The 24654-nt window shown below is 68.5% G+C and carries 20 protein-coding genes and 7 pseudogenes; 16 read left to right on the forward strand and 11 right to left on the reverse strand.

Annotated features, from left to right (window positions below; genetic code table 11):
• The first annotated feature begins 62 nt into the window (after positions 1–62).
• The 3 genes from pdxA (at position 63) to ACFVYE_RS25140 (ending at position 3166) form a co-directional block, all read left to right on the forward strand.
• Positions 63–1115 (forward strand): 4-hydroxythreonine-4-phosphate dehydrogenase PdxA, encoded by a 1053-nt coding sequence (gene pdxA / locus ACFVYE_RS25130; protein WP_383971147.1) that lies wholly within the window; start codon positions 63–65, stop codon positions 1113–1115.
• Positions 1116–1201: 86 nt separating this feature from the next.
• Positions 1202–1990 carry a DeoR/GlpR family DNA-binding transcription regulator gene (locus ACFVYE_RS25135; protein WP_383971150.1) on the forward strand — a complete coding sequence of 263 codons (789 nt, stop codon included), beginning with the start codon at positions 1202–1204 and terminating at the stop codon, positions 1988–1990.
• A 555-nt stretch (positions 1991–2545) separates the two neighbouring features.
• Positions 2546–3166: a TetR/AcrR family transcriptional regulator gene (locus ACFVYE_RS25140; protein ID WP_383971153.1), complete on the forward strand. Its 621-nt coding sequence runs from the start codon at positions 2546–2548 to the stop codon at positions 3164–3166.
• 56 nt (positions 3167–3222) lie between these two features.
• On the opposite strand, the gene ACFVYE_RS25145 is transcribed toward ACFVYE_RS25140, so the two are convergent.
• Entirely contained in the window at positions 3223–4188 is a 966-nt protein-coding gene (locus ACFVYE_RS25145) for a YbfB/YjiJ family MFS transporter (protein ID WP_389607427.1), read from the reverse strand.
• A 508-nt stretch (positions 4189–4696) separates the two neighbouring features.
• Between ACFVYE_RS25145 and ACFVYE_RS25150 the strand changes: the two genes are divergently transcribed.
• The 3 genes from ACFVYE_RS25150 to ACFVYE_RS25160 all read left to right on the forward strand — a co-directional run bounded on the left by ACFVYE_RS25150 (position 4697) and on the right by ACFVYE_RS25160 (position 7445).
• Positions 4697–5620 carry a LysR family transcriptional regulator gene (locus tag ACFVYE_RS25150; protein WP_389607428.1) on the forward strand — a complete coding sequence of 308 codons (924 nt, stop codon included), beginning with the start codon at positions 4697–4699 and terminating at the stop codon, positions 5618–5620.
• 177 nt (positions 5621–5797) lie between these two features.
• On the forward strand, positions 5798–6556 hold the full coding sequence (locus ACFVYE_RS25155; RefSeq protein ID WP_383976570.1) for an SDR family NAD(P)-dependent oxidoreductase: 759 nt from the start codon (positions 5798–5800) through the stop codon (positions 6554–6556).
• 517 nt (positions 6557–7073) lie between these two features.
• Complete coding sequence (locus tag ACFVYE_RS25160; protein ID WP_383976571.1) at positions 7074–7445, forward strand: YybH family protein; 372 nt, start codon at positions 7074–7076, stop codon at positions 7443–7445.
• A gap of 355 nt (positions 7446–7800) precedes the next feature.
• Here the strand turns inward: ACFVYE_RS25160 and ACFVYE_RS25165 are convergent, their stop codons facing one another.
• The 3 genes and pseudogenes from ACFVYE_RS25165 to ACFVYE_RS25175 all read right to left on the reverse strand — a co-directional run bounded on the left by ACFVYE_RS25165 (position 7801) and on the right by ACFVYE_RS25175 (position 11414).
• On the reverse strand, positions 7801–8625 hold the full coding sequence (locus tag ACFVYE_RS25165; RefSeq protein ID WP_389607429.1) for a glutamate racemase: 825 nt from the start codon (positions 8623–8625) through the stop codon (positions 7801–7803).
• Between the two features lie 44 nt (positions 8626–8669).
• A pseudogene (locus ACFVYE_RS25170) lies at positions 8670–9089 on the reverse strand (transposase); the annotation flags it as partial.
• Positions 9090–9110: 21 nt separating this feature from the next.
• Positions 9111–11414: an FUSC family protein gene (locus tag ACFVYE_RS25175; protein ID WP_383976575.1), complete on the reverse strand. Its 2304-nt coding sequence runs from the start codon at positions 11412–11414 to the stop codon at positions 9111–9113.
• A 237-nt stretch (positions 11415–11651) separates the two neighbouring features.
• On the opposite strand from ACFVYE_RS25175, the pseudogene ACFVYE_RS25180 reads away from it, so the two are divergent.
• Positions 11652–12162: pseudogene (locus ACFVYE_RS25180) on the forward strand (zinc-binding dehydrogenase); the annotation flags it as partial.
• A gap of 192 nt (positions 12163–12354) precedes the next feature.
• Entirely contained in the window at positions 12355–12558 is a 204-nt protein-coding gene (locus tag ACFVYE_RS25185) for an MFS transporter (protein ID WP_383976582.1), read from the forward strand.
• A gap of 234 nt (positions 12559–12792) precedes the next feature.
• Here ACFVYE_RS25185 and ACFVYE_RS25190 read toward each other — a convergent pair whose 3' ends face one another.
• A complete protein-coding gene (locus tag ACFVYE_RS25190) occupies positions 12793–13065 on the reverse strand; it encodes a DUF6225 family protein (protein WP_383976577.1) in 273 nt (90 codons plus the stop codon).
• A gap of 888 nt (positions 13066–13953) precedes the next feature.
• Between ACFVYE_RS25190 and ACFVYE_RS25195 the strand changes: the two genes are divergently transcribed.
• On the forward strand, positions 13954–14400 hold the full coding sequence (locus tag ACFVYE_RS25195; RefSeq protein WP_383976584.1) for an SRPBCC family protein: 447 nt from the start codon (positions 13954–13956) through the stop codon (positions 14398–14400).
• A gap of 798 nt (positions 14401–15198) precedes the next feature.
• Positions 15199–15348, forward strand: a pseudogene (locus tag ACFVYE_RS25200) (transposase); the annotation flags it as partial.
• A gap of 187 nt (positions 15349–15535) precedes the next feature.
• Here the strand turns inward: ACFVYE_RS25200 and ACFVYE_RS25205 are convergent.
• Both ACFVYE_RS25205 and ACFVYE_RS25210 read right to left on the reverse strand, forming a co-directional pair.
• Positions 15536–16291: a DUF2785 domain-containing protein gene (locus tag ACFVYE_RS25205; protein WP_389607430.1), complete on the reverse strand. Its 756-nt coding sequence runs from the start codon at positions 16289–16291 to the stop codon at positions 15536–15538.
• Positions 16292–16350: 59 nt separating this feature from the next.
• Positions 16351–16947 (reverse strand): helix-turn-helix domain-containing protein, encoded by a 597-nt coding sequence (locus ACFVYE_RS25210; protein ID WP_389607431.1) that lies wholly within the window; start codon positions 16945–16947, stop codon positions 16351–16353.
• 250 nt (positions 16948–17197) lie between these two features.
• Between ACFVYE_RS25210 and ACFVYE_RS25215 the strand changes: the two genes are divergently transcribed.
• Entirely contained in the window at positions 17198–17608 is a 411-nt protein-coding gene (locus ACFVYE_RS25215) for an Imm10 family immunity protein (protein ID WP_383978044.1), read from the forward strand.
• A gap of 40 nt (positions 17609–17648) precedes the next feature.
• Here the strand turns inward: ACFVYE_RS25215 and ACFVYE_RS25220 are convergent.
• Positions 17649–17943 (reverse strand): annotated as a pseudogene (locus tag ACFVYE_RS25220) (transposase); the annotation flags it as partial.
• Between ACFVYE_RS25220 and ACFVYE_RS25225 the strand changes: the two are divergent.
• Positions 17944–18255: pseudogene (locus ACFVYE_RS25225) on the forward strand (transposase); the annotation flags it as partial.
• 8 nt (positions 18256–18263) lie between these two features.
• Here the strand turns inward: ACFVYE_RS25225 and ACFVYE_RS25230 are convergent.
• Positions 18264–18418: pseudogene (locus ACFVYE_RS25230) on the reverse strand (IS5/IS1182 family transposase); the annotation flags it as partial.
• 267 nt (positions 18419–18685) lie between these two features.
• On the opposite strand from ACFVYE_RS25230, the gene ACFVYE_RS25235 reads away from it, so the two are divergent.
• A complete protein-coding gene (locus ACFVYE_RS25235; protein WP_383978047.1) occupies positions 18686–19672 on the forward strand; it encodes an NAD(P)H-dependent flavin oxidoreductase in 987 nt (328 codons plus the stop codon).
• Between the two features lie 19 nt (positions 19673–19691).
• Here ACFVYE_RS25235 and ACFVYE_RS25240 read toward each other — a convergent pair.
• A pseudogene (locus ACFVYE_RS25240) lies at positions 19692–20029 on the reverse strand (transposase); the annotation flags it as partial.
• A gap of 279 nt (positions 20030–20308) precedes the next feature.
• Here ACFVYE_RS25240 and ACFVYE_RS25245 point away from each other — a divergent pair.
• Together ACFVYE_RS25245 and ACFVYE_RS25250 are read left to right on the forward strand one after the other, a co-directional pair.
• Positions 20309–21511 (forward strand): PLP-dependent aminotransferase family protein, encoded by a 1203-nt coding sequence (locus ACFVYE_RS25245; RefSeq protein ID WP_389607432.1) that lies wholly within the window; start codon positions 20309–20311, stop codon positions 21509–21511.
• 660 nt (positions 21512–22171) lie between these two features.
• Entirely contained in the window at positions 22172–23125 is a 954-nt protein-coding gene (locus tag ACFVYE_RS25250) for an immunity 49 family protein (RefSeq protein WP_383978052.1), read from the forward strand.
• Positions 23126–23508: 383 nt separating this feature from the next.
• Here the strand turns inward: ACFVYE_RS25250 and ACFVYE_RS25255 are convergent, their stop codons facing one another.
• Complete coding sequence (locus ACFVYE_RS25255) at positions 23509–23907, reverse strand: hypothetical protein (protein ID WP_389607433.1); 399 nt, start codon at positions 23905–23907, stop codon at positions 23509–23511.
• A gap of 241 nt (positions 23908–24148) precedes the next feature.
• On the opposite strand from ACFVYE_RS25255, the gene ACFVYE_RS25260 reads away from it, so the two are divergent.
• Positions 24149–24487 carry a hypothetical protein gene (locus ACFVYE_RS25260; RefSeq protein WP_383978058.1) on the forward strand — a complete coding sequence of 113 codons (339 nt, stop codon included), beginning with the start codon at positions 24149–24151 and terminating at the stop codon, positions 24485–24487.
• Positions 24488–24654 lie beyond the last annotated feature (167 nt).

A 24654-nucleotide genomic window follows, 5' to 3' on the forward strand; every position in this document is an offset into this window, starting at 1 on the left:
CACTGCCTCCCGCACTCCCGCTCCACTCCCACTCGCTCTGCTCGCAACGCCAGGAGACATCCGTGAACGCCAGCACGATCGCCACCGCCACCCCCTCCGGCCCGGCCGGTGCGGACCGTCGGCTCCCGCTCATCGCTCTCACCATGGGCGACGCCGCCGGTATCGGCCCCGAGGTCATCGTCCCCGCCCTGCTGGACGCCGACACCGCGGCCCGCTGCCGCCCCGTGGTCGTCGGCGACGCCGGACGGCTTCGCGAGGCGGCCAGGATTCTCGGCATCGACTGCACGATCGCCGCCGTACGAACCCCCGCGGAAGCGGAGTTCACGCCCGGCCGCATCAACGTCATCGATCTGGGCCTGATCCCCACCGGCCTCCCCTGGGGCGAACTGTCCCCGGTGGCCGGCCACGCCGCGTACGAGTACATCCGTGTCGCCGCCGAACTGGCCCAGCGCGGCGACGTCCACGGCATCTGCACCGCCCCCCTGAACAAGGAGGCCCTGCATGCCGCGGGCCATGTCTTCCCCGGTCACACCGAGCTCCTCGCCCACCTCACCGGCGTCGACGAGGTGTCGATGATGCTGAGCACTCCGACGGTGAAGGTCATTCACGTCACCACGCACATCGGTCTGATCGACGCCGTGAACCGCATCGAGCCGGGCCTGGTCGAGCGGACCGTGCGCCGCGGCCACGAGGCAATGGTGCGCGCCGGGATCGCCGAGCCCGTCATCGGCGTGTGCGGCATCAACCCGCACGCGGGCGAGAACGGCCTGTTCGGCTACGGCGAGGAGACCGAGAAGATCGTCCCCGCACTCGAGGTGCTGTGCGCCGACGGCATCGACGCGCGCGGCCCGCTCCCCGCCGACACGGCCTTCTTCCTCGCCGCGCGCGGCGACTACGACCTCATCGTCGCCATGTACCACGATCAGGGCCACGGTCCCGTGAAGGTCCTCGGCATCGAGGCCGGAGTGAACCTGACGGTGGGTCTGCCCGTCATCCGTACCTCGGTGGACCACGGGACGGCCTTCGACATCGCCGGCACGGGGCGTGCCGAAGCCGGTAGCATGATCGAGGCCCTCCGCCAGGCCGCCGAGATGTCGGCCATGCCGACCGGCTGATCCCGGCCGGTCCCCGCCGGCCCCGGCCAGGCCCGCCCATCCACCTCACAGCCGTTTCCGTATGCCGCCCGGAGGACTCCCACCTGATGTCTGCTCTCGGTTCCCAGGCCAGACGCGACCGGATCGCGCGCCTCGCCACGACGACGGGCCTGACCAGCGTCGAGGAGCTGTCCCAGCTCTTCGACGTGACCGCGTCCACCATCCGCCGCGATCTCGCGAAACTCACCGCCGACGGGCGTCTGGCCCGCACCTACGGCGGCGCGATGGCGCTCACCGCACACCCGGAGGCTTCGCTGCGCCAGCGCACAGGCGAGGCGTTCGAAGCCAAGCGGGCCATCGCGCGCTGGGCGGCGGCCCAGGTGCGGTCCGGCGAGTCGCTGCTGCTCGACGCGGGCTCGACGGTCGGCGCGCTCGCCCATGAGCTGCGTACGGGGAAGAACGTGACGGTGGCGACGACCGGCCTGACGGCGCTTCAGGAACTGAGCGATGTGGAGACGGTACACGTCGAGTGCCTCGGCGGGACGCTGCGACCGCTCAGCCAGGGCTTCGTCGGGCCGCTCACGGAAGCGGCCCTGGAGCGGCTCACGTTCGACCGGGTCTTCCTCGGCACGGACGGCGTCTCCCCCGAACACGGCATCTGCGAGGCCGACCTGAGGCAGACCAGGCTCAAGGAACTGATGGCCCGCCGCGCCGACCACGTCTATGTCCTGGCGCACGCAGCCAAGTTGGGCCGCAGGCCCTTCCACACGTGGGCAAGGCTGCAACGGGGCTGGACACTGGTGACGGACTCGGCGGCGGACCCGGAGATCGTGGCGGCACTGCGTGCGCAGGACGTCTCCGTGGTCCTCGTTGATGTGACAGAACAAGAGGATTGACGACCGCGGTTGCAGACACAAGGCCCCCGCTCGCGAGCCAAGGCCCGGGCGGCGGGCGACCCGCACCCGCCCGCACGGGGTCCGGCACCTGTTCGCCGCCTTGGACGTGGCCGAGACCCAGCTCCACGGTCACGTCAAGAAGACCAGGAAACCTGTCGAGGTTCCTGGAGTTCTGCCGCTGTCTGCCCACCGACAGCCCACCTGGCGATCGTGTGCGACACCCGCTCCCCCGCACCTGACCACCAAACGATGCCGTCACGTCGCCGACTGGGCCGCAGCGGACAATGTCCGAACTACTGCTCACCTCAGCCAGAGGCGTCGCGACCTCGCTCTCCACGGCATCCGGCAGGGCGTCCAGACATACGTCATTGTCGGCGAAGACGAGATCAACGACCTGAGCCGCTGCACGACGGAGCATCTCCTCAGAGGTCATGAACGGAAGTATCCGCAGGTCCAGGTGTGACGCGCGACCGGTGCCACTCGACCGTGGTCCGGAAAAGTCGGACTAGCCGACCGGTCTAGTAAACATCGGTCGACCAGTCGTACACTCGCGGCATGGGACGGACCAGTGACGCCAAAGAGAAGATCATCAGCGCCGCGCAATCGCTCATCGAGTTGCGCGGTTACTCCTCTTTGGGCGTGGCCGAGATCTGCAAGACGGCCGGTGTGCCCAAGGGCAGCTTCTACTACTTCTTCGAGTCCAAGGAAGTTCTCGCTCTGGCCGTCATCGACGAACACTGGGCCGGCCAGAAGCGGGAATGGACAAGCATCCTGAACAGCGACGCAGAACCACTGCACCGACTGCGGCAGTTGTTCGAGGTGACGGAGTCCGGCCAGCGCGCCGGCCAGCAGAGCTGCGGCACCGTCTCGGGGTGCCTGTTCGGGAACCTCACCCTGGAGATGAGCAACCAGACCGAGACCGTCCGCATCCGACTTCAGGAGATCTTCGACGCACAGGTCGAGATGGTCGACTCGGTCATCACCGAGGCTCTTGAACGCCGAGAGGTCACCGTGACGGATACCCGGGAAGCAGCTCGGTCCGTCGTCGCCCAGCTTGAGGGCCAGGTCCTGTTCGCCAAGCTCTACAACAACACCCACCGCCTCAGCCCTCTGTGGGCGAACTGCCTGGCCCTGCTCGGTGCTCGCGCACCGCAGGCGGCTCCGGCCGGCATCTGATGCCCGCCCGGCGCGGCGGGCAGTAGAAGGGCTGGACGGCGGGCGCCAACGGGGCGTCAGGTCATAGGCGGGCCAGGGCGATCGGTCCGAACCGCAGCGGTTTCTGCCAGTGCGGACTGCCGTCCAGGGACGATACTCCGCATGACGGACATGGGGCGCGGGAAGCCGATCCGCAGGAAGGCGGCGGCAACGGCGGCGGCCAGGATCAGGTCCTGGTGGTAGCCGTGGCGGAGCAGTGGGGCGACGCCCAGGGGGCCGAGGATCTGACCGACGGAGTATCCGGTGGTCAGCAGGGCGACCGAGCGGGGGAACCGCAGGTGGGCTCCGGCAGCCAGGGCGATGGTGCTGACGCCGAGGAACGTCGCACCGAACAGGAACGCGGAGATCAGGGCGGCTGCGACTCCGTCGATCAGGGCGGGCAGGGCGATGCCGACAGCCTGGATGACGAGTGCTGCGCAGAGCAGGCCGGGGCGGGACCGTCGTCGGCCCAGCCAGGCCCACAGCGCCGACGACGGTACGGCAAGCCCGACCAGCACCCAGGCGCCGCTGCCTGCCCAGCCCGGGGAACTCTGCTCGATCGCGGCGACCAGGAACGTGCCGGCGACGATGTAGCCGATGCCCTCGAGGGTGTAGCCGGCGAACAAGGCGGTGAACCAGCGGTTCATGCGCGGACACTGCCGAGTGGGGCCCCCGGTCGCGGAGCCAGTGGTGGATGCGGGCGTGACGTCGGGGCGCAGATTCCACGAGCCGGCGGCGAGGACCGTGGCGAGTCCTGCGGAGGCCCACCAGGCGGCCCGCCAGTCCGCGACGGAACGCAGGATGAGGACGAGCAGACCGGACAGCGCAATGCCGGCGCCGACTCCACCGAACGCCCAGCCGGGCAGGTGGGCGGGGTGTTCACGCAGGTGACCGAGGAGTGAGCTGGCGGCGACGACGAAGATCAGGGCGCTGGTCAGGACGGCCAGCAGCCGCAGCCGCCGCGGTCGGACGGTGGCGGACTCGCCGGCCGCCGGCGGAATCAACCGGTCTGCCGGACCGCGACCGGTGAACGCCTCGCGCAGTCCGTCGGGACCATCGGTGGAGTACTCCCGGTCCGGGGCATGTACCGGGATGACGATGCGGGCCGCGAGGAACCCGGTTCACGGACAGCCTGGTCGCTGGTCAGGCCGGACAGCCGTCCAGCAGCGGAGTACGGTCGCCGCCGCGCACGCCATCGACAGGTGGACGTGAGCGAACCGCTCGTCGACTTGCTCCACGATGTCCGGGGAGGCGTTGTCGCCGCTGACGTAGACCGTCGGGGCGTCTGGACCGCTCCGGGCGAACCCGGTGACCGCGCCGGTGATGTACTCGGTGCCATCCGGGCCCGTGCACGCCGACCAGCCACACCGTGACCGCCCGCCGGAGGCCGGCGGGGACTGCTGCGTCGACGTGCCGTCGGGCTGCCATGCCCTCATCGTCTGCCTGCCACCAGGGCCGACGCCACGACCCGCTTCCTCCCTGCTGGTAGGAGCGGCCTCCCACCGACGCAGCATGGCGGGCGTGGAGCTGCGCCAACTGCGGTACTTCGTCACGGTCGCCGAGGAACTGAACTTCGGCCGGGCCGCCGAGCGGCTCCTGATCGCCGGACCCTCGCTGTCCCAGCAGATCCAGGCACTCGAACGCGACCTCGGCGTCCGCCTTCTCGACCGCGACCGCCGCTCGGTGTCCCTCACTCCAGCCGGTGCGGCACTGCTCCCACACGCTCGCGCCCTGCTGGAGCGGGCCGACGATCTCAAGCGCCGCGCCGGCCGACTGTCCGGATCGGAACCGGTCAGGCTCGGCTACGTAAACTGGCTTCCGGCAGGCCTGGTCGCCCGCACCTCCGCGGTGGCGCGACTGCACATCGACGCGTGGATCGCGCCCTCCCACACACAGGCCGCCCGGGTCGCCGACGGAAGCCTCGACCTCGCAGTGTGCTGGGTGCGTACCGAGGACCTGGAACAGCGCGGCCTCCGGGCCGGGCTGATCGGCGCCGACCGGCTCTACGCCGTCGCCGCCGGCGACGACACCAGCGACGTGCCCGCCCAGGACACCGTCGTCCTCCTTGACGACGACACGACCTCCTGGTCGTCCTGGAACGTGTACGCGGAACAAGTGGCCCGCGACACCGGGGCCCGTGTGGTACGCGTCTCCGACGGCGGCATCACCGGTCCGGCCTTCTTCGACCACGTCCGTCGCAGCAGTCGCCCGGTCATCAACTCGCCCAAGGGCCAATCCACTCCGCTGCCGCCCGACCTGATCCAGCGCCCGGTCGTGGCACCGCAGGTCTACTGGACCTGGTCACTGGTCTGGCGCACCGGCGAAGACCGCGCCACGGTCCTGGCCGTCATCGACGCCCTCTGCGAGGGCGTCGATGACCTCGGCATCCATGCCGCGGGCGCCTGGTTGCCCGACGGCGACCCGCACCAGCGCTAGACAATCCCCGCTCCCCCACCGGACGCGGCCGAGGAATTCACTGCGCCGACGCCTGCTGACGTGGGCTGGGAGGTTACGCCTACCAGCTATGAGTAAACCGGTCCTGGAATCGGCTCTGTCGATCTTTGACTTCATCCCGTCCGGCACGTAGCTTCCAAATAGGCGACCGGTCGGTTAGTGACTCGGTCGAAGAAGCCTCAACCTCATTTCGGAGAAGGTCATCATGAGCTCTCAGGCCAGAAGGTCGCAGTCATCACCGGCGCGTCTCAGGGCATCGGCGCCAGTCTGGTCGATGCCTACCGGCAGCTCGGATACGCCGTCGTCGCCACCTCCCGCACGATCGCCCCCACCGACGACGCCGACATCGTGACCGTGCAGGGCGACATCGCCGACCCCGCCACCGCCGAACACGTGATCGCGGCGGGCGTCGAGCGGTTCGGCCGTATCGACACCCTGGTCAACAACGCGGGGCTCTTCGTCGCCAAGCCCTTCACCGACTACACCCAGGACGAGTTCGCCTCCGTGACCGGCGTGAACCTGACCGGGTTCTTCCGCATCACCCAGCTGGCCATCCGGCACATGCTCGCCCAGGGCGGGGGCCACATCGTCAACATCACCACCAGCCTGGTCGACAACGCCGACTCCAACGTCCCCTCCGTGCTGGCCTCGCTGACCAAGGGCGGCCTGCAGTCCGCCACCAAGTCCCTCGCCATCGAGTACGCCACCCGTGGCATCCGCACCAACGCCGTCTCCCCGGGGACCATCAAGACCCCCATGCACCCCGACGAGACCCACCAGGCCCTCGCCGCTCTGCACCCGGTCGGCCGAATGGGCGAGGTGAGCGACATCGTCGACGCGGTGATCTACCTGGAGAACGCCCCGTTCGTGACCGGCGAGATCCTCCACGTCGACGGTGGTATGAGCGCCGGCCACTGATACCGCAAGCAGCAGAGGGCGGCTGCGCATGGGCCGACGGACTCGTGAGCATCCCCGGCGGCCTGACTGTCATCGAAGCCGCGCCTCTGCAGTGCGCGGGCCTGATGGCTTTCACGCCCTGCATCAGGTGGACACACGAGACGGCTCCCTGGTGGCCATGCGGGGGCATCTGCGGGCTGGGTCACCCGGCCCTGCGATACGCCCACAGACTCGGCCACGCGGTCTCGCCGCCATCGCCCGCGGTCCCGAGAAGGAGCGGCTCGCCGAGGAGACAGGTGCCCCCGAATGCATCGACAGCGCCGGCCAGGACCCGGCCGCGACACTGGGCGGCCTGGTGGCGCATCGGTCATCGTCGACACCGGCTCCTCGATGAGCCCGACCCCACATCCGATGCCGGAGAAGGACCGACCGGCCGGCACACAATGCCGGCACGGGACGGCCGCATCGGCGGCCGCCATCGTGACCCGCCCGGCCCAGCAGTTGTGCACCTCGATCCCACTCGACAGGAGAACCCCTGATGAACAGCACGACAGACAGCGAAGCGATCCTGCACGGCGTGCTCGACCGGTGGAAAGCAGCCGTTGACGGCCACGAGCCGCAGCGGGTCGCCTCCTGCTTCACCGAGGATGCGATTTTCCAGGGACTGCGCCCATACAGCGTCGGGAGGCAGGGCATCGCCGACTACTACGATTCCCAGCCCCTCGGGATGACAGCCGAGTATCGGATTCTCGAAACCAGGCAGCCCGCCGACGACCTCGTGCTCGGTTACCTGAGCGTCGACTTCTCGTTCACCGACCGGCCCACACTGGGTGTCAAGCTCGTTGTACTCGTACAGCGCGCGGAGGACGGCTGGTACATCAGCCACTACCAGGTCTCCCGCCTCGATTAGCCACGTCCGATCTCTCAGGCAAAGGCTCCGCAGATCCTCACGACGAACCGGTAGTGCGCAAGCACATCGTCGGGTGACCCACGCGCCTCGTCGAAATCCTCGGATGACATCGAGCCTGTCCGTCCTACGGCCTCCGCGGACCGGTGGGCGCTTGGGGCGGCAGACCTCGACGACCTGCTCGCCGGCGGTCTCCAGTAAGAGGTCGCGCAGGCAGGCGCGGTGGGGAGCCCAGCGCGAGGCGGACACAGGTCCTGGGCGATCACGTGGTTGTCACGCTCTGTGATTTCCCGGGGTCCACCGCGAAACGGAGTGGCTGTACGCCTGGCAGACAAGCGGTAAAGGTTCCGGGGCCTTCTCAGATCGCCGGAGCGTTCATCGAGGCGCGAGTTGCGGCGGAGATGAGAATTTCACGGGGCACCCGCGCTGCAGCGGCAAGGGCGCGACCCACCGGGTAGGCGTGGGCGCCTGCCGGAAGATTTCCGCGGCGCCCGCTGAGTACCACGTCGATGGAGCCCGTGGTGCTGTGCGATTCTGTGGTTTGGTCCAATCGCCGAAGTGCTTGGCGGGCGACTGCTTCCGCGCTGTCGTACAGGGTGGTTCCGGTGGGCAGGCTCTGCAGAATCTCTGGTGCCACCAGGGGATAGTGCGTGCATCCCAGCACCACGGAGTCGCAATTCCGGGGGGTCCGCTCGGCCGCGTCGGCGATCGCTTCTGCTGCTGCGGCCATGTCTCCGTGGTCGATAGCCTCGGCCAGACCGGGGCATGCGACACGTGCGACAGGCCGACCGCTCGCGAAGTCCGCGATCAGGCGATCCTGGTAGTCACTCGCCGTGGTCCGGACGGTTGCCCACACGGCGATGCGTTGGCCGGCCGCTGCGGCCGACTTCACGGCGGGCACGGTTCCGATCACAGGCACACTGGGTTCAAAGCTCTCACGCAGAGCGTCGATCGCGGTGACGGTGGCGGTGTTGCAGGGGACCACGATGGCCTCCGCACCTCGCTGGACGGCCAATTGGGCGGCACTGAACAGACGGTCCGTGACGAAGGAGGCAGTTCTCGATCCCCAGGGGGCGCCGTCGGGGTCCAGAAGCAGAAGCAGATCGAGTTCCGGGGCGAGGTGCCGAAGCCATCCTGTGGTGGAAAGGAGGCCGAGCCCTGAGTCGATCAATGCCACCATCATGGAGGCCAAGCTACCAGCCGGCCACTGGCGCAGATGACGGCCCGTCACCGGCGGCGGTGGGGGCGGTCCTCCCAGCGGTGAGTGGTCCACGCTCGGCGGATCATGCTGCGCACGGTGATGATGGTGTCGGCGAGGTCGAGGAAGTCGTCGAAGACGGTGGCCCGGCGCTCGTAGCAGCGGGCGAGGCGATGGAAGGCGTTCTGCCAGGCGTGGGTGCGTTCGACGTGCCACCTCTGACTTGCCTGAAGGGGTGCCTTCTCTCCCTTGTGCGCGATGCGGTCGTGCAGGCCGCGTTCGTGGAGCAGGGTGCGGGTCCTGTCCGAGTCGTAGCCGATGTCCGGGTGCACGCTGACGTCTTTGGGCAGCGGTCCCAGGTCCTGCAGGCGGTCCAGGGTCTGGGCGAGTAGCGGGGGTTCCAGCCGGCGCACGGCCGAGGGGATTCCATAACCGTCCGTCATGCCTGAGCCACCATGACGCCGCCCGGGCTACGCACCCCCGCCCCGATACGGCGCCCGGTCGGGTGTCGCGACAGACACCCCGAGGGGGCGGGCCAGACCGATCAACCCTTCGTCCAGGCGCTGCAGATGCCGCAGGACACGGTCCGTGACACGGTCGTGCCGGGGGGAGCCGGGCTTGTCCGTCTCCAGCATGGAGGCCAGGCTCGCACCCGTCTCCACCACGCCGCCGCTGTCGTCGTCCTCGACACGCGCGACGAGGACGTCGATGTTGTGCGCGATGCGCCGGCCTGCTCCCTTCAGGAGCGGGTCCGCGGCGACACTCTTGCTGTTCGGGAGGAGTTCGGCCGTCGCCGCCAGTGAACGTGCGTGGTAGGCGCACGTCTCCAGCAGCGCCACGACGTAGCGAGCGGTCTGGCGGCGGGTCCTCAGCGGGGTGATCGGGTGGGTCAACGGCTGCGTGGAGGACCGCAGATCGTCCAGTGCCGTATCGAGCTCCCTGGCCATGTCCAGCAGATCGAGGGCGGGCCCGCCGCTCAGCTGCTCCACCGCGGCATCGGTGACGTCACCGAGCCGGGTCAGCACCGTGCCGAGGAGTTCGTCGGTACGGCGATCGGTGTGCACCGGCAGGATCACGGCCGCCGCGATCACGCCGCAGGCGGCGCCGAGCGCGGTCTCCTCGATGCGCAGGACGAGCACCGCGGAGCTGTAGGTGTTGAGCAGGGTGTACAGCAGCCCCAGTGCCGCCGTGACGAAGAAGGACATCAGGGCGTACGACAGCGGCGCGGTGAAGAACATGGCGAAGATGAAAAGCAGTACGAGTGCGAACGCCGTCCAGGTGTGGTGGCCCACCAGGCCCGCCAGGCCGACACCGGCGACGACGCCGAGAACCGTGCCCAGCAGCCGACGGTAGCCCTTGACCAGGATCTCCCCGGTGGACGCCGTGTTCAGGAAGACGACCCAGCAGGTCAGCACCGCCCAGTACCAGCGCTGGCTGGAGAGGAACTCCCCGCCTACGATGGCCAGCGCCGAACCCACCGACACCTGGAGCGCGGCACGGGTCGTGGGACGCTCCAGTCCCTTGCGGACATCCTCGACAGGCTCGGTCTCCTCGGCCCGCGCGATGGCTACGTCCTCGGCGTCCAGTTCCTCGCGGGAACGCGTCGTCGCGGGTGTGTCGTCGGACTCGTCCTGGGGCCCGTCGAGGGCCAGCCGCAGGCCCATGACAGCGCGCGCCGCCTCCCCGATGCCGCGGAAGACGTCCTGGACGGGGGCCGAGGCGCGCGGCAGATTTTCCTCGTCCCGATAGCCGAGCAGCCGGTTGCGGAGGTGGGCCACCGCGGCGCCGCGATTGTTCGAGGCTGGGCGGGCGACGAGCAGGCGCAACGCGTTGAGATCACGGCGGAGCGTTGCGGTGATGTCATCCTGTGTCCGCAGTTGGTTGCCGGGCGCGGGCACGGGCGCGTGCGGCAGATGAAGCGTGAGCGTATCGGCGCGTTCGGAGCTGCGCGCGGTGAGGATGAGTACGCCGAGCCGCTCGGCGGCGATCTCGGCGTCGGCAATACGGCGCTGGACGAGCAAGGCGGTGGCGCTGTCGCTGGTGCCCTCCTCCAGCCGTCCCTGGATCATCATCGCGCTCTGGTGGAGGCGCGCGGTGTGCCGGCGTACGTCCTCCAGCGCCTTCTCGACGTGGTCCGGCCCGGCGTCAAGCAACTCGATCTGAGCGGAGACCAATTGGGCGAGGCGGGCGCGGAAGGCCTCGCGCAGTCGCAGCAGAATGCGTTCGGGCGTCTCAACAACCAGGCCGAACCGCACGACCGCGCTGCAGACGAACGCGACGACCAGCGTGCCGCACAACCCCGGCAGCGCGGATACTGAGGCCCTGACGAACAGGGACACAAAGTAGATCTGAAACCCGATGAGTCCCAGGGCCGTACCGCGATCACCGAACCGGCGGCTGTACACCGCGGCGAAGATCAACGCGAGGAAGAAGAGGTCGCCCGCGACGACCTCGGTGCTCAACACCGCTCCCAGTGACATCGCCACGAGCGCCACGGGCAGGCCGAACGCGAGCGTGATGGCCTGTTCGCGCCGCTGCTTCTCCTTGATGGCGAAGGTCGCGACCATGGCCGCGATGGCACCTGCCACCATGTGGCTCACATCGGCCTTGAGCAGCGCCAGGACCGCGAGCGTGAGCGCGATGGCGCCGACTGTCCGCAGGCCGGCCATCAGCCGCAACAGTCCGGGGTCGGAGGCCGAGAACCGGTCCCAGATCCTCGTCCGGCTCGCCCGTGTCACTGTCCTCACCCTGCCGCTTTCCCCGCTCGCCGCCATAAACCGGAAGTTCCAGCATGGCACGCGTCACCGCCCCGCCCTGACCCCACCGTCCCGCGGGAGTGATCAAGCGGTTGTGCGTACATGCCGGACGAGAAGGGCTGGCGACTGCTTCCGTTGTCAGCCGGTCGAGAGCGGGTTCTCGGAAAGGTGCGACTCATGCGTGGCCGCCCAGGAAGCGAGAGGGCTCATTGCTTCCGCGGACGGGGAGCCGGGTTCGGCCGCGTAGACGGTCAGGGTGACGGGGCGGTCGGCCTGCTCGCGGTGCTCGCCGCCAAGCACTTCGGCGCCGAGCGGATCATTGCGATGAGCCGCCACGAGCCGCGCCATAAGCTCGCGCGCGAGTTCGGCGCCACCGACATCGTCACCGAGCGCGGCGACGAAGGCGTCGCCAAGATCAAGGAACTCACCTGCGGTCTTGGCGCCCACTCCGTCATCGAGGCGGTCGGCACCCAGGAGTCGATGCTTCAGGCCATCGGATCGACCCGCCCGGGTGGGTGGGCACGTCGGCTACGTCGGCGTCTCCCACGACGTCGCCCTCGACGGCCAGGAGCTGTTCTTCGCCCACGTACACCTGCCCGGCGGCCCCGCACCGGTCCGCCAGTACCTGCCGCAGCTGATCGACCTGATCTGGAGCCGCCAGATAGACCCCGGCAAGGTCTTCGACCTCGACCTGCCTCTCGACAATGCCGCCGAGGCATACCGGGCCATGGACGAGCGCCGCGCGATCAAGGCGCTCCTGCGCCCCTGGCCCTCCTCCCACCCTCCCCTGCTCGCCTCTGGTCGTTACGGACGGGGCGAGCAGGGCCACCACCGCACCTGCGCCGCTACCGCGGGCGAGTCCCCCTCGTCCGACAGGAGCCCGCGTGAGCACCCCCGCGACAGGACCGTCGCGCGTGAGCGGACCATCGGCCGCGCCCTGGCAGTCGTCCTCGCCCTGCTGACGGTCTTCGGTCCGATCTCGATGGACCTCTACCTGCCGGTGCTGCCCGCCCTGACCGGCGAGCTGCACGCGTCGACCTCGGCCGCGCAGCTGACTGTCACCGCCTGTCTGCTCGGCCTGGCGCTCGGCCAGGTGACCACCGGGCCGCTGTCCGACCGATTCGGGCGGCGCCGCCCCCTTCTGACCGGTGCCGTCGCCTAGCCAGCGCGGCGGTAGCCGTTGCGGTGATCAGCAGCAGCCCATCAGCAAGGCCCCGCTCGCAGGCCAGTTCCCGATCAGCCGACTGTCACCGAAGTCATGACCGAGTACGCCCAGGTCCTGGGAGTCCCGCCAAGGAAACGTGTCGACGCGCAGATGTTGCGCGTCCAGGGAGAGTTCAGCCCGGTCCGCGAGCGGGCGGTGGGTATCGGAGGCGGGGTCGTCCCCACGGCCGGTTCAGTCGAGCAGGTCGTACCTGTCGGCATTCCAGTCGGCGAACAGCGTCATCGCCTTCTCGGTCTCGGTGCGTTCGGGTGTGGTGGAGGTGGCCGGCCACCAGTTCTCAACATGGTGGGCGTCGACGAGGACGGATTCGCGGTAGCCGTCGAAGTTGCCGGGGTCTTCGGCGACACCGATGTGGATGGGTGTGTCATCGGGCAGGTCTTTGATGGCTTCGCGGAGTTGCGCGGCGTTCCATACCTGCGGGGCGTGGTCAAAGGTGTCGGCCATGGGCACAGGATGCAGGACCGGACGGGCAGTCCGGGTGAGGACACGGTTGCACCCCGGGCCGGAGCGCTGATCCGGGGTACAGGCGGCTGGAGTGAAGACCGGAACACCAGAGGCGAACTGAACCCGGCCGGTGGCCACCGTACCGGGCCGGAGCTGCGATACGTACCGGCCGCGGCCACCGACTGGTGGCACTTCCGTCCCGAGCACTTCCCCGAACCGGCGCGACACCTGAACCTCGGATCAAACGCCCCACCGTGCGACCGGACGACCACAGTTCTGTACTTCACGGACGGCTCGCTCACGCAGTTCGTCGGGATACTTCCGGGGTGCAGGCATCAGACGTGTGCTTCCCATCTGCCGAGGCGATCACGCCCGGTTTCAGAGCCGCTACGGAATCCGGTTCGGCTCAGCCCCGTATGGACCTGTCGGATTGTGCAGATGGTGCGGTCGGCATGAGGCTGGAGGCCAAGCCCGTGGGCGGCCGGACCAGGAGCCCGGTGCGGCCGCGCCCAGCCGTCGAGCCGAGGATGACCACGGCTGACCGGCGTAAGAAGCCAGGGGCCACCGTTGTCGGAGTCGACGGCTCGGACTCATCGAAGCAACCATTCGCTGGGCCGTGCGAAGGGCGGAGTTCATCCATGGTGTGGCGAAAGCGGAAACCATTGAGGATTTCCCGCAGCTCCACGGCGCGCTCGACTGGTTGCCCCCACTACCGGCGCTGAAGCGGTCCGCCAGGCGATCCGCCCGCACCGGCTGACCCATCACCAGGTTCTCGCGCCGGGCTTCACCACTGCCCAGCGCCTGCTGTGCCGGACGGCCTCATCCCGGAGGAGCCACGACCGGCAGCATCTCCCATATCCCTCGTCCTCCAGAAAGAACGTGATCAGCGTGGCCCGGAACTGCCGTCTGATCCTGAGCTCGCCGTCCGAGGTATGGGGCCTGCTGTCCGACGGCCACCGTTACGGGGAGTGGGTGACAGGAACCCAGCAGGTCCTCACCGCGGACCCGCATTGGCCAGAAGTAGGCGCCCGCCTGAAAGTCCGAGTCGGTGCCGGCCCCCTGACCCTCGACGACACTTGCGTCGTCCGCATCTGCGAACCGCAACACCGCCTCGAACTGGAAGCGAAGGCAGATCCTTTCGGCGCAGCCCGCATCGCCATGAACTTGATCCCCTGGGGCGAGAACACCCTCTTCGTTCTCGACTGGCACCCCCTCCGGGGCCCCGGCACCCGGATGCACGGACTCCCCGTGGATTACATCGTCGCGGTCCGGAACGGCATGATGCTGACGAAGCTGGCCCGGATCGCGACGCGCGAGCATGGCGGAAGCGCTTGAGGCACCTTGCAGAACACCCGAGGCGGATCAGCTCTCGTCCAAGCTCATCCGCGTCGGGTGACTGGCCGTCCGCCGTCAGCGCCTCGGGATGCGGTGATCGCGCGCCCTGAGATGATCACAGCTCGACTGCCACCCAGAAGACCATCATCCCGCGGCGGTGAGTCGCGCACCTTGGTCGAAGCACATGATCAGACGAAGTCCGCCCCTTCGTCCGGCGAATGCCCAGGTGAGCGACCTGGTTCGACGGATGATTCGAGCGCGGCAACATCACTTGCCCCAGGGGATGCGCTGCGGCATCCCTACGCTTCGGGCACCGGCTCGGCCCTCAGGTACCGACCCCAGATCTGGTCCTTGCGATAGGGACCGTCCCCGCCGCTGTCGTACTGCGGTGTGTCAAAGGCGACCCAGTACAACAGCTCGCCACTGAGCGCCTGGACATGTTCGTTGGGTCGGGTGCCCCCATGGCATCGATCGTTCCAGGAAACTCGACCTGCCAAGGACCGTCCCAGCCCGGGTCACGAACGACCGTGACGCGGCTACCCGGTGCCAATGCACCCGTCGGCCATGTCTGACTCAAAGGGCTGCCGAGGATGTTCTCTGTCGCCTGGCGGTCGCCTACGTTCGCTGCGTCCGCAGGAACAGAGTCGGCGCTGTCTGTCATGCCGCCCACCCTGCCCGCATCACTCCAGAAGCGCCAGAAGGTCGAGTGGCCCGGGGGAATCGTCCCCGGGCTCCCGGAGCTCCCGGGCTCCGACGGAACGGAGCGTGAAAGTCTTCCGTCATTCCGCTCTTGAGGTGATGCGTCCGCAGGGTGGGGGCCTGCGTCGGGCGGGTGACCGTGAGGCCCTGGCCGCAATCGTGTTCGTGGCGACGTCTGGCTGCACGTGGAGGCAACTGCCTCCGGTGTTCGGTCCGTGCCGGCAGACGGTGTACCGACGTTCCACCCAGTAAGCCGGGACCGGGTCTGGCCGACTGCCGACGCCTGCACCGCCGCTACGAACGCAAGCCCGAACACTTCCTCGCTTTCATCGGCATCGCCGCAGCCCTCATCGGCTGCTGCCGACTGACCTGGCACAACAACGTCGAAGGTCATGTGCAGCCGGGGAACGATCCGTGATGCTGGAGCTGCCCCGTGTCAGGCGAGCCAGTAGTAGGGCAGGCGAAGGAGATCGGCGGTACGGGCGGCTACAGCCTCGGCATGCGGCGGGACACCTTCGCCGACAAGGCCTCGAGCCAGGTGCACGTGGAGGGACTGGAGGGTGGCAAACGTGTTGAACACCCAAATCGGGAGGGGCCCGGGACCTCGGCCGTCCAGGGCCTCCGCAACCACGGTCAACCAGCCGGTAGCCTGCTCGCGCTTCAGGCCAGGGGCCTGGAGGATACGCATGAGCGCACGGGCAAGCCGCGCGTCCTCCAATTGCGCGTAACGGTAGTCGACTTGCGTGGCTGTCATCCTGCGGGCACACAGTTCGAGGAGTTCGGTGCGGCGGTCGGGCAGGGCCTTCGCGAACGCAGCAGTAGCGTCGGCGCCGTGTGCGACGGCGTGCAGCCAGCCCAGGGAGTCGTCCCAGCCGCGAGTGTCATGCTCGGCCGGATACCAGGCCGAGAATCCGGCGTACCAGCGCTCCGCAGCCTCCTCCGGCATGAGGCCGGGGACGGCTTGTCCGCGCGCCAGAACGGAGCAGAGAATCAGCGGTGCGAAGGTCCGGGCCTGAACCTCGGGGTGGGTGAAGCGGCTGGCGGCGGTGTCGCCGAGTGCCTCCAGGATTTCATCGAAATGTCCTCCCTTGATCCACCGGGAAACAGCGGTGTAGGCGTAGTCGTCACGGATCTCAGGGTCTGGTGAGACCAGCATGGCCAACAACTCGCCGGCGAGCTGCGAAGCGGGCATGACCTCGGGGAAGGGGAAGTCATCGGCGGCAATCGACGGCCAGTCAATGGGATTAGCATTCATCGGCTCAGACTTTCACACTGCTGGCGGAGACCAGCAATGGCCTCGTCTGTTACCGCAGACTCACCATTTCGCTCGGCGCCCGTAAACGCGATGCCACCCCCTCGGGCGTACAGGCCCAGTAGGCGGGCGGCCTTGGCGTGGAAGGCCGGGTCGCGGATGAAGATCCAGGACCGGTACTGCCAGGGCTTGATCGCGTCGGCCTTGAGCCAGCGGCGCATGGTGGAGTCCGAGACGGCCGGGACATTGGCCCGGGCAACTGCCTCACGTGCCAGTTCCGGACACGACCAATGCGACAGAGGAGCACAGGTCTCGGCGGGCAACTGACAGGACATCGCCTTGACTTCGGCGACCTGCAGCCGGGTGAACGAGGGCGGCCTGCCCGAGCGCTTGCGGTCAGGCAGGCCGCCGACGGCGAACCGGCCCCGCCAGCTGCGCACCGTGTCCACATGCATCCGCGTCAGCGGAGCTATTCGGGCGATGGAACGCCCCCGGGCCGCCAGAAGCACGATGGCGGCCCGTCGCCTCGCCCGATGCGGAGTCTTGTGTCCGCAGGCCATTTTCTTCAGTTGGTGGCGCTCGGACGCGGTCAGCACGATTTGTACGGCAGGGGTGACGAGCACGGGAAGGGACGGCCGATCCTGGGGAGACATGAAGTGACGGAGCCGACATTCATCCCCCGTTTTCCTGCGACAGCACTTCAACGCCTCGCTCACCACCCGGAGTGGGTACGGCGGGTGTAGCCAAACCGGTGGGTCGGACATCGTTTCTATTGGAGGGTGGTAGCTGGCCACTCCTGGTCGGCTTGCTTGTAGACGCCGTTGGGCGGCCTGGTAGAACTCAGGCATGACATACAGGTTCACGGCGCGCGTGGTGGGCACTGAGATTATCCCCGGCGACGACGTCATGCTGGCCGGTGTCGCTGAGGACGAGGAGGAAGGCAGTTTCAGCCTGGTGTTCATGGGCAGCGTCGCCGAGCCCTCCCGGCAGGACCTAGCGCTCGGTTGGGACACGCATTGTGTGGTGACACCTGACCAAAACACGGCCTATGGCTGCGTCCGGAAGACAGCCCTGACGAACAACATGCTCACCGTGTCGCCAGCCCAGGATTCTCTCGATGCCTTGGCGCTGGAGGACGCGGAGATCAAAACAATCCTCGATGCACCGGCAGAGGACGTCACACGGCTGCGTCACATTCTAGCGAAGGTCATGGCGTGCGGGCGTCAAAACGCCCGCCCTGAGCGTGTTGGGCTCTAGTTTCGTTTCGCCTCGTGAGTCGGCGGTGGCAGATGAAAACTTATGCTATGCCCATAAAGGCAAGGAAGTGTTCCGCTTTGCGCTCGTAGCGGCGGTGCACACGTCGGCAGCCTGCTAGCCAGGACACTGTCCTCTCGACCACCCAGCGGTGAGGGCCCAGTCGCTGTGAGGATTCGATGCCCTTGCGGGCGATGCGGTGGGCGATGCCGCGTTTACGGAACCATCGACGCAGGTGGTCGCAGTCGTAGCCCTTGTCGGCATGCAGCTTTGCCCGGCTGTCGGCGGCGCGGGCCGCGGCGGGACCGGATGGGAGGGATACCGCGCACAAGCGGTTCAGTGCCTTCCCGACGGCTGGGCACCTGGCCGCCTACGCCGGTCTGGCACCGGTCACCCGCAGTTCCGGCTCGTCCATTCGCGGCGAACACCCCTTCCGGCGCGGCAACAAACAACTCAAACGCGCCTTCTACCTCGCCGCTTTCGCCTCGCTCTCCCAACCGGAATCACGCTCGTACTACGACAGAAAGCGCCGCGAGGGCAAACACCACGTCGCAGCCCTCATCGCCCTCGCCAGACGGCGCATCGACGTGCTCTTCGCCGTGCTCCGAGACGGCACCTTCTACGAACTCCCGGTCACCGCAGCAGCTTGACGAAGCCCATAGGGGCACCTTTTGCAGCCCGGACACTGACGGAATCGATCGCGCAACGCGACAAGTCCAGCTCAACCCTGGCACCGAGTTCATCGAGAACAACGCGGTGCAGCCGGGCCCACGCCCGCGCTTTCGACCACTGCGCGAATCGCCTGTAGACCGTCGGCCAGGCCGGTCCGAACACCGGCGGCAACTACCGCCACGCGCAGCCCGTGGTCGCCACGAACAAGATTGCCGCCAACATTTCACAATCGCCCGCCCGCCGTCGGCCACCGCCCTGCGGACGCACCACCTCCGTCGGCGGCACCACTCGACGGAACAAGACCCACAACTCGGCCGGCACTCCAGCTGCTCAACGAAACACGTCATGCACGGCACAACGGCCCGCCGAGCCGAAGGAAACGACGTTTAAGTCCCCTATTGTCTGTCCATGTTGCATACGAGATTCACTGAGATGTTCGGGATCACTTATCCGGTGATGGCGGCCCCCATGAGCTTGCACAGCGGCGGGACACTTGCCGCCGCGGTGTCCGCCGCTGGCGGGCTCGGCTGCTTCGGGGGTACGCATCCCTGGAAAGGCCCTGACTGGATCCGTACAGAGATCGCGACCATCCGCGCCAGGACAGACCGGCCGTTCGGAGTCGGCTTCATCACGCCGTTCCTCTCCTTCACCGAGCCGCTGTTCCAGGCAACGCTGCAGGAGCGGCCAGAGGTCGTCGCCCTGTCATTCGCCGGCCCTCAGCCGTGGCTCACTCGGGCCAAGGACGCAGGAGCCCGGGTGATGTGCCAAATCCAGAACTACGAGGACGCGGAGACGGCTGTCGCTGCGGGTGCCGATGTCCTCGTGGTGCAGGGCATCGAGGCCGGCGGCCATACCGGGACGATGGGCCTGCTGCCGTTCCTGGCCGGGGTCGTGAGGCGGTATCCCGATGTCCCGGTGCTGGCCGCAGGCGGCATCGCCGACGGTCGAACCCTCGCGGCCGTCCTCACCGCCGGTGCGGACGGTGCATGGCTGGGCACGGCGCTTCTCGCCACGCCCGAGGCGGTCGAGGTGCACGACATCCACAAGCGTCTGATCGTCGAGAGTGATGGCAGCGACACTGTATGGACGCAGGCCTACGACATCGTGTCAGGAATGCCGTGGCCGGCGGAGATCGGCGCACGCGTCCGCCGCAATCGGTTCACCGATGAGTGGTCGGAGCGTCAGGCAACGCTGCGGGACCGTAAGGAGGAATTCGCACCCACGGAAAACGTCAACCCATTCGAGGCCCCACCCGACCCGGACACGAGCATGATCCTCTACGGTCAGTCAGCGTCCTTGGTCGACGCTGTCCGCCCCGCTGCGGAAGTGATTCGCGCGGTCAGCGACGAAGCCGAGGCGATCCTGGACTCGCGGCCTCGCTCGCTGCTGAACTGACCGACAGTTCCTCACCACCCCGGAGGCTGACGGAGTCGATGGCGCACCGGGACCAGTCCAGTTCGCCGCGGGCGCCCAGTTCGTCGAGGACGACGCGGTGGAGCCTCGCCCAGGCCCGGTCCCGGCTCCACCGGGCGGAACGTCGTACACCGTCTGCCAGCACGGACCGAACACCGGAGGCAGCTGCCTCCACGTGCAGCCAGACGTCGCCACGAACACGATTACGGCCAGGGCCTCACGGTCACCCGCCCGACGCAGGCCCCCACCCTGCGGACGCATCACCTCCGTCGCGGGCACCACCCGCCGAAACAGCGCCCACAACTCGTCCGGCGTCGCGATGCAGAGGCAGCAGCGCAAGCAACTCCTCACGCAGCGGCTCCAGGACGCATGCTGGAACGGCAGGCCCGGCCCCTCCCCGGTCGCAGAGCGTCAACAACTCCACGATGGGGACGCCGTTCCTGTCTGAACTACCACCCGGCCCTGGCCGCACTTACTGGCTGTCAGATATTTGGCATGGCCACCACCGTGCGCAAGAGAGGACAAGAGCCGGGGCGCACCGCACCCGGCCCGCCGCACGGCGACCGCATCGTGAAATTGCCATGGCTGACGGACCGGGGCTTCGTAGGGTGGGCAGACATGACGACCACAGCCGATATCGGCACCACCGCTGTCCCTGCTCTTGCCGCCCGCACCGCCCACGTGGCGGCGTCCCCCGTTCGGGAGATCCTGTCGCTGACCGCCCGCCCCGAGGTCATCTCGTTCGCGGGAGGCCTCCCCGCCCCTGAGCTTTTCGACGCGGAGGGCATCCGCGCGGCCTACGACGCGGTGCTGCGCGAGTCGCCGCGACAGGTGCTGCAGTACTCGACCACCGAGGGCGACCCGTCGCTGCGCGCAGCCGTCGCCGCCCGGCTCACGACGCGCGGCCTGCCGACCGAACCCGAGGACCTGCTGATCACCGGCGGCTCGCAGCAGGGCCTGTCACTGCTGGCCTCAGCTCTGCTGGAGCCCGGCGACACCGTCCTGGTCGAGGACCCGACCTATCTCGCCGCGCTGCAGTGCTTCGGACTCGCAGCCGCGCGGATCATCCCGGTCCCCACCGACAAGGACGGCATCATGCCGGACGCGCTGGACGCGCTCGTCGCGGCGGAACGGCCCAAGCTGCTGTATCTGGTGCCCAACTTCCAGAACCCGACCGGCCGGACGCTGTCACTCGCACGCCGGCGAGCGGTCGCGGAGGTGGCGGCACGGCGCGGACTCTGGGTCGTCGAGGACGACCCGTACGGCGAGCTGCGCTTCAGCGGAGAACCGGTGCAGTGGATCTCGGGCTGCGCCGGGGCAGAGGACCGCACAGTGCTGCTGAGCAGCTTCTCCAAGGTGATGGCCCCCGGTCTGCGGCTCGGCTGGCTGCGCGGCCCGGCCGCGCTCCGGCGTGCCTGCGTCATAGCCAAGCAGGCCGCCGACCTGCACACGTCGACAGTCGACCAGGCCGCCGCAGCCCGCTACCTCGCCGACTCCGACCTGGACGCCCACCTCACCACCGTCCGCAATGCCTACCGCGAGCGCCGCGACGCCCTGCTCGCCGGACTGGCGGACGCGTTGCCCGCCGGGAGCAGCTGGAACCGTCCGGACGGCGGCATGTTCCTCTGGGCCCGCCTCCCCTCCGACCACGATGCGACCGCCCTGCTCCGGCAAGCGGTCGCCCACAACGTGGCCTACGTCCCCGGCGCTCCCTTCTTCGCCGGCCACCCGGACCCGGCGACACTGCGCCTTTCGTTCACCACCCACACCCCCGCCGAGATCGCGGACGGCCTGACACGCCTGGCCAAGGCACTCTGCTGACCCCAGCCCCCACCAGGCACGGCCCGTCCCCGATCCCAGAGCGTCAACAACTCCACGATGGGGACGCCGTGTCTGTGCCCTGGTCCTGCCCTACTGGCGGACGCTCGCAGTGCTGCTGAAGCGGTGGCCCGCCGAATCGGACACCCCCTCGGGCCGGCCCCGCCTGGAGATCCACATGAGGGATTCACGCACAGGCATTCGCCGTTCCCCTTCCTTTTGCGGTGATCTTCGCCACTTGCCTGGATCTCCCGGCATCTACGACTGAGACACGACGCACTGCCTGACCGCGACGCCGGGCAAGGACGCTGCCTCCATGTAAAGCGACACATCGCAGTGGGGCACGGCCTTTGCCGCGACTCCGAGGGGTTGTGAGGCACGTTGGCGACGCACGGCACATCCAGCCGTTCGACGTCATTCGGTTCCGGATTGAGTCGCCGACGACCAACGTGCCCTGGCGCGAAGAGAAGTTGGCCCACCTCGTGCCGAAGAAAGTGAGGTTCCACATCGGGCGGAAGGGTCCCGGAGCAGACAGGAGCGCGCGGCACCGCTCACTCAGCGCCCCTGTTGCTACCAGGATCTCGCGGCCGGACCCGGGGCAATGTCCGAGCCGGCTGATAGCGTGCCGCGTCCGGCCGAAAAGATCATGAGAGGACAACAGCCGTGCAGGAAGTGGCGCGCCACGAGGTCAGCGGACAGCACATAGCCCGGGCACTCGAGGACATCAGCCGACGGACTCGGGGGCGGTGGCACTGGATGCGCTACGACGACGCGTCCCCGGAAAAGCTGCGGGAGATGCATGACGAGCTCCTCGACCACATCGCCGCCCGCACCGTGGAGGATCCCGCGCTCGACGAGGCATCGCACTCGGCACTTCGGACCGCGGCGGAGTGTTCCCTGGGGGTGCTGAGCGTCGGCTGCTTCCCCAACGGCGACCAGGAGATCGTATTTCCGCTCATCGACGAGAGGCTCAGCAGCGATGACATCGCCTTCGGCGACGTCATCGAGCAGGCCCCCACGGCCGGAACGTGGGTCGACACGTTTACGATATGCCTGGTCAGTGGCCTGGTGTGGGAATGGCGGCGGGTGATCGGTCTGCTGCTGCGGGACGACTACGCGCCCGCGATCCGCGACGGGGTGCCGTACTCGGAGCTGAACTCGACGTCGGATCCGGCGGACCTTGCTGCGATGGACGCACTGTGCGGCTACCTGACCCAGGCGCGCGGGCACCTGCCCCGAGACTGGCCCACCATGACCCTGTGCAGGCCGGACGCCGACGAACGCACCGAGGCCGCCCGGAAACTGGACGCAGCCGGCCCCCTGACACCGGACCAGCGCCTCCTTCGCGTACTCCTCGATGACGACCAGCACGCCTTTGAGCAGGCTCTCGTGGCCCGGCTCATCGAGCACCGGGAAAGCGTGGGACCCGATCCCGCCCCCAGGACCCTGCTGCCGCTCGGCACCCTTGGTCTGGCCGCCCTTGCGGTCCAAGTACATGGGTGGGAGTTGGGTGTCCGGTCCGGCTATCTGCCGCAGGGCATGCTGGGTTCTCCGGAGGCGCTGCGGCGAGCGGCGGAGGCCGGCGGGAATGACCTGGGCCATTGGACCGCCAAGTAATCAATTCGGACAGCCCTCAGTCCTCAAGTACTTGCGGAGGGCGCTCTACTGTCTGCTTTTGGTGAGTGGTGCGGCGCTGTCAGTGGGCTTGGCCACGGTGCGAACGCCACGAAGACGACGTGGCAACAGTGGCGACGGTGCTGATCGAGGGGCGGTCTCACGCAGTCAGCGGCAGCGACGGAGAATCGGAGTTGTGACCGCGCTTCCGTGATGCCTACGGCTGGGTGGCCTCGAAGCTGCTCAGGGGGATGCCGAGGGCCCGTGCGTCTTCGGGGCGGGCGGGCCGGCCGCCCACGTTCACCCACTCGTGCCAGGCGCCCATGTTCGGCTTCCAGCCACGGCCTCAACTTCGCGAGATCGTCCAGACCGGGCATGTCCGGCCGTCAAGGCGGTGGACTCACCTGTCGTGCACCCGCGTGCGACGGCGTTGTGGCTTGCTGCGTGCGGTCGCGCAGGGTTGTCATGACGTATCGCGCGAAGCGGCGTACATCCGCGGTGTCGCCCCTGCGCCCCCACAGCAGGCGCAGGGTGATGCTCGGGCCGTCCTCCAGCCGGAGGCTGACCGTGCCGTCGGGCGTGCCAGTCCCGTGCTCCGGCGCGGCCGTGAGGGCGACGGCGTGGCCGAGGCGGACCACGGCCAGCATCTGGAGTCCGTCACTCATACGCGGGCCGTCCCTGCCCAGCAGGCCGTCCGGCCAAAGGGCAGGGGCGCCGAGCGGGGCCTGGGAGCCGGGCCGGTCGACCAACTGCTCACCGCCGAGCTGCGCGGCAGTCGCGGCCACGGCTCTGGCGGTTTGAACAAGTACCCCAACGAACCAGTCAACGCGGACAGTTCGGCATCCCCCGCCCGGCTCTCTGCCCAGCCGTCACACCCGGCATCATGCCCGGTCATCGAACAGCCGGAGACCGCGTCACATGATCTCCGGCTGTAGTACAAGGGACCGACGGTACCGGGCCGTCCCGGCTGCGGTGAGCAGAGCCCGAACGGCGGGCCCTGCCGCATCCAACACCGGATTCCCACACATGCCGCTCGGCGTCGCCTGCATGGTCGTCTTCATCACCGGCATCTGGCTCTTCAGCGCCCAGGCCATGGTGTATTCGTCCACCTCCACCGTGTACGCGCCCGCCCAGCGGGCCACCGGCCTGGGCCGGGTCACCGGCACCGGGCGCACCGGTGCGGCCGTCGGCCCCTGGCTCGGCGGCGCCGTCGTCGAGGGCGGCAACGCCGGCCTCGGATTCACCACCTTCGCCGTCGCCGCCGCGCTGGGCGCGGTCGCGATCTGCCTGGTGCCGATGGCACGTCACACCCGGCGCGGGTCTGCTGCGCAGCAGACCTCGGCACTGTCCGGTGCGATCGACTGACGCCCCGCCCCACCCCACCTCGCGAGGTGACGCGATCGGACGCGCCCGCGGAACCGCGGCCGACGCCGGGCGTTCCGCGGGCGCGTCCGTCAGGTGCGTCGGGTGCGCCTGGAAACCGCGACGTCCCAAGCCGTTGACGAACCGGGTGCCTGGGGAACAAAATGAAG

It is taken from the genome of Streptomyces sp. NPDC058239 (assembly GCF_042882185.1).
GTDB lineage: Bacteria > Actinomycetota > Actinomycetes > Streptomycetales > Streptomycetaceae > Streptomyces.

Excerpts from the sequence above, each read along its gene's own strand:
- ACFVYE_RS25135 (WP_383971150.1), top strand. The coding sequence starts at position 1,202 with ATGTCTGCTCTCGGTTCCCAGGCCAGACGCGACCGGATCGCGCGCCTC.
- ACFVYE_RS25140 (WP_383971153.1), top strand. The coding sequence starts at position 2,546 with ATGGGACGGACCAGTGACGCCAAAGAGAAGATCATCAGCGCCGCGCAA.
- ACFVYE_RS25150 (WP_389607428.1), top strand. The coding sequence starts at position 4,697 with ATGGCGGGCGTGGAGCTGCGCCAACTGCGGTACTTCGTCACGGTCGCC.
- ACFVYE_RS25160 (WP_383976571.1), top strand. The coding sequence starts at position 7,074 with ATGAACAGCACGACAGACAGCGAAGCGATCCTGCACGGCGTGCTCGAC.
- ACFVYE_RS25165 (WP_389607429.1), bottom strand. The coding sequence starts at position 8,625 with ATGATGGTGGCATTGATCGACTCAGGGCTCGGCCTCCTTTCCACCACA.
- ACFVYE_RS25175 (WP_383976575.1), bottom strand. The coding sequence starts at position 11,414 with ATGGCGGCGAGCGGGGAAAGCGGCAGGGTGAGGACAGTGACACGGGCG.
- ACFVYE_RS25190 (WP_383976577.1), bottom strand. The coding sequence starts at position 13,065 with ATGGCCGACACCTTTGACCACGCCCCGCAGGTATGGAACGCCGCGCAA.
- ACFVYE_RS25205 (WP_389607430.1), bottom strand. The coding sequence starts at position 16,291 with ATGCCCGCTTCGCAGCTCGCCGGCGAGTTGTTGGCCATGCTGGTCTCA.
- ACFVYE_RS25215 (WP_383978044.1), top strand. The coding sequence starts at position 17,198 with ATGACATACAGGTTCACGGCGCGCGTGGTGGGCACTGAGATTATCCCC.
- ACFVYE_RS25235 (WP_383978047.1), top strand. The coding sequence starts at position 18,686 with ATGTTGCATACGAGATTCACTGAGATGTTCGGGATCACTTATCCGGTG.
- ACFVYE_RS25245 (WP_389607432.1), top strand. The coding sequence starts at position 20,309 with ATGACGACCACAGCCGATATCGGCACCACCGCTGTCCCTGCTCTTGCC.
- ACFVYE_RS25260 (WP_383978058.1), top strand. The coding sequence starts at position 24,149 with ATGCCGCTCGGCGTCGCCTGCATGGTCGTCTTCATCACCGGCATCTGG.